At 62.3% G+C, this 3738-nt stretch carries 4 protein-coding genes and 1 pseudogene; 1 reads left to right on the forward strand and 4 read right to left on the reverse strand.

Annotation, left to right across the window (positions count from 1 at the left end; genetic code table 11):
- The 3 genes from QZ522_RS18305 to QZ522_RS18315 form a co-directional block, all read right to left on the reverse strand.
- Positions 1–421 (reverse strand): uracil-DNA glycosylase (locus QZ522_RS18305; protein ID WP_294614988.1); only part of this gene is annotated, 421 nt, incomplete at its 3' end.
- A complete protein-coding gene (trpD, locus tag QZ522_RS18310) occupies positions 421–1443 on the reverse strand; it encodes an anthranilate phosphoribosyltransferase (protein ID WP_294614990.1) in 1023 nt (340 codons plus the stop codon). The genes trpD and QZ522_RS18305, both read right to left, overlap by 1 nt.
- The gene (locus QZ522_RS18315) at positions 1440–2021 is read right to left on the reverse strand and encodes an aminodeoxychorismate/anthranilate synthase component II (RefSeq protein ID WP_294614992.1); all 582 of its coding nucleotides are present in this window, start codon (positions 2019–2021) and stop codon (positions 1440–1442) included. The genes trpD and QZ522_RS18315 overlap by 4 nt, the downstream gene beginning before the upstream one ends.
- Before the next feature lie 149 nt (positions 2022–2170).
- Here QZ522_RS18315 and QZ522_RS18320 point away from each other — a divergent pair, with 149 nt between their 5' ends.
- Positions 2171–3628, forward strand: a complete 1458-nt coding sequence (locus QZ522_RS18320) for a divergent polysaccharide deacteylase family protein (protein ID WP_294614994.1) — start codon at positions 2171–2173, stop codon at positions 3626–3628.
- A 7-nt stretch (positions 3629–3635) separates the two neighbouring features.
- Here QZ522_RS18320 and QZ522_RS18325 read toward each other — a convergent pair.
- Positions 3636–3738, reverse strand: a pseudogene (locus QZ522_RS18325) (pseudouridine synthase); the annotation flags it as partial.

Here is a 3738-nt window from a genome sequence, read left to right on the forward strand (position 1 = left end):
CCCAGCCGAGATCCTTGTGACCATTGGCCTCTCCGGTGGGAACCGAGAGCGCGGCGTTGAGCAAAAGCACCCCCTGGCGGGCCCAGAAACGCAGATCCCCGGTTGCAGGATGCGCGCCAAGATCGCTGTCCATCTCTTTGAAAATATTGGAGAGAGAACGCGGCAGCGGGGTCACGTCGGGCTCGACCGAGAAGGCCAGCCCATGGGCGTGACCGGGGGTCGGATAGGGATCCTGGCCAAGAATCACCACCCGTGTCTGCTCTGGCGGGGTCAGTTCCAGGGCCGCAAAGCGCTGCCACTGGGGTGGCAGGATCTGGCGTTGCTCTGCGGCGATTTGCGCCCGGATGCCGGGCCAGTGCTGAACAAAGAAGTCCAGAGTGGCCCAGGCCCCAAGCGTGCTCAAATCGTCAGATGTCACCATCAAGCGGCGGCCGTGGTGATCTTGGCCAGGGCTTCCAGTTTGGATTTTGCAGCGCCGGAATCGATGCTTTCACGTGCCATTTCAACACCTTCCGGCAGGCTGCTTGTCTTGCCTGCAACTACCAATGCCGAAGCGGAATTAAGAAGAACCGCGTCTCGGTAGGCAGATTGTTCACCATTCAACAATGCCCGGAACGCATTGGCGTTGTCTTCCGGTGTGCCACCGATGATGGCTTCGAACGGGTGTACCGGCAGGTTTGCCTCTTCCGGGTGCAACTCAAAATCCCTGATGCTGCCGTCTTCCTCTAGTGCGGAAACCCAGCTGACACCGGTAATGGTCAGCTCATCCGTGCCATCAGACCCGTGCACAAGCCATGCCTTTTCGGACCCCAACTGGCCCAGTGTTTCCGCCATGGGATGGATCAGATCACGCGAAAAGGCACCTGTCAGCTGGCGTTTAACACCAGCTGGGTTGGTCAAGGGCCCAAGAATATTGAATATTGTGCGGGTGCCCAGCTCTTGGCGGGTTGGCATCACATGGGCCACAGCTGGGTGGTGCATCGGGGCCATCATGAAGGCGATGCCACATTCGGCTAGCGCTCTTTCAACCACATCCGGAGTCACCATAACGTTGATTCCCATCTGGGTTTGAACGTCAGCAGTTCCTGATTTTGACGACAGATTGCGGTTGCCATGCTTGGCCACAACTACACCCGCACCTGCGGTGACAAATGCGGTGGCAGTTGAAATGTTCAGTGTGTGTTTGCCATCGCCGCCGGTGCCCACGATATCCATCGCGCCTTCGGCTGCCTTCACAGGGTTGCACTTGGCCCGCATGACAGCCGCCGCCGCGGCATATTCGTCCACTGTTTCACCGCGGGTACGCAATGCCATCAGTAAACCGCCAATTTGGCTAGGTGTGGCTTCGCCCTCAAACAGCAGGGTAAAGGCCAGCTCAGCCTCGTCGCGTGTCAGCGCGCGTTCAGCGGATGCACCGATCAGTGGCTTTAGTCGATCACTCATGCGGGCACCTTCATTTCGTTCAGGAAGTTCTGCAGCAGCGCATGGCCGTGTTCAGACGCAATAGATTCGGGGTGAAATTGAACGCCGTGGATCGGCAATTCTTTGTGTTGCAACCCCATGATGGTGCCATCGTCCAGCTCGGCCGTAATATCCAGACAATCCGGAAATGTGTCCCGGTCCACCACCAGCGAGTGATAGCGCGTCGCCTCGAACGGCGAGGGCAGCCCGGCAAAGACGCCTTTGCCGGTGTGGTGGATAAGGCCCATCTTGCCATGCACGATCTCGCTGTGGCGCACCACCTTGCCGCCAAAGGCCTGGCCGATGGTCTGATGACCAAGGCAAACGCCCAAAAGCGGGATGCCCGCCTCGGCGGCGGCTAGCGTCAGGGCAAGGCAAATCCCCGCCTGATCGGGATCGCAGGGGCCTGGCGAAAGCAGGATACCCGCCGGGTGCATCGCCATCGCCTCTTGCACATCGAGGGCATCGTTGCGTTTCACAACGGTTTGCACCCCCAATTCGCCCACGTAATGAACAAGATTATAGGTGAAACTGTCATAGTTATCGATCAATAGCAGCATTGTGCCGTTCCTCGTGCAAAGGGGGCTGGAGGCCGGGGCCTCGGTCGCGGTATACTTGTTCAGGCTTGCGCGGCACCGTCAAGGGGCGGTAGGCCGTGAAAGAGGCAAATACGGGGGCAATCTGAGTGGCACGCGGAATTTTGGCAGGTATGATCGCAGGAACTGTGGTTTCGACCCTGGTACTGGGCACGGCATCGGTCTTGACCGAAGTGCCGGGGGCAAGTGCGCCTGAGGCCACAAGCGTGGATGTGCCCCCCGGATCAGAGTTCGATCAGAGCCGGGACGACGAAAAGGCCGATCTGCCGGGGCTTGATGCGAGCCCCGATGCGGCTGTCGCCCCGCAAGTGCCCGCGCCCGTGCCCGATACGCTGGACTCGCTCAGCGGGGTGGACATGACCCCCGCAAGCCAGCCGGAAACCGGCGGTGCGGAAGGGTTGGCGCAGGTGCCAAGTGCAGGCGACAACGGTGCCGGCGTAAGTGTCGAGACAGACAGCCCGGTCTTGTCCGCGCCGCAGGCAATGGCGCCGGAAGCGCCGTCTGGCGAGGAAAACCTGTCGATTTCGACCGACCCGGCACAGCCTGTATTGCCTGATCCGGGCGACGCAAGCGCCGGTGTGATTGCCCCCGCCACAGAACCAGAGGCCGAGGCCCCCACCGAGGCACCGATGCCCGGCGGCGCGGCGCAGGAGCCAGCGCCTGCACCAGAGCCAACCGCTGAAATCGCGCCGGAAAACACTGTGGAAACCGCCGAAGAGGTCAGCGAAGAGCCCGCCAAGACCCTGCAACCTTTGGGGACGATCGAGAACCGTGCCGAAGGGGTAACGACGAACCGCTTGCCTGCCATTACCGACGCCCCGGAGACCGAAGCAGCCGCACCCGAGGTCGAGCCCGAAAGCCCCGTTGCCCCCGAGGCCGAGACGCAAACCGACGCCCCCGGCGCGCTTGTGCGCAATGCCGAGGCATTTGAGAACCCCGAGGGCAAACCGCTGATGGCGATTGTGCTTTTGGATGACGGCAGCAGCCCGATTGGCCTTGAGGCGCTGCAAAGCTTTCCCTATCCGCTGAGTTTTGCGGTCGATGCAAGCTGGCCCGGCGCCAAAGACGCCTCCGAGCGGTATCGCGCGGCCGGATTCGAAGTTCTTGCGCTTGCCGATCTGCCTGCGGGCGCGAATGCGCGCGATACCGAAGTGGCGATGCAGACCTATCTGGATGCCGTGCCGCAGGCCGTCGCCATCATGGAGGGCACCGGCACGGGCGTTCAGTCAGACCGGGCCGCAACCGAACAGCTGGCACCGATCCTGCTTGAAAGCGGCCATGGGCTTGTGATGCACGCCAAGGGGCTGAATACCGCGCAAAAGCTGATGGCGCGCGAGGGCGTACCGTCGGCCAGCGTGTTCCGCGATTTCGATGCCAAGGGGCAGGATGCCAATGCCATTCGCCGCTTTCTCGATCAGGCGGCCTTCAAGGCGGGGCAACAGGACGAGGGCGTGATCATGCTCGGCCGCCTGCGCGCCGACACGGTGAGCGCGCTGTTGCTCTGGGGTTTGCAGGACCGCGCGGCGAGTGTCGCGCTTGCGCCGGTCTCGGCGATCCTGACGGCCCAATAGCGCGCGCTCAGGCGTCGCGCCAGGTGCCGGGCGCCAGCCCGTCCAGCGCCCAGGTGCCAATGCGCCAGCGCACAAGCCGGAGCGTCGGGTGTCCTATGTGGGCGGTCATT

Origin of the sequence: uncultured Roseovarius sp., assembly GCF_913054395.1 — a bacterium.
Taxonomy (GTDB): Bacteria; Pseudomonadota; Alphaproteobacteria; order Rhodobacterales; family Rhodobacteraceae; genus Roseovarius.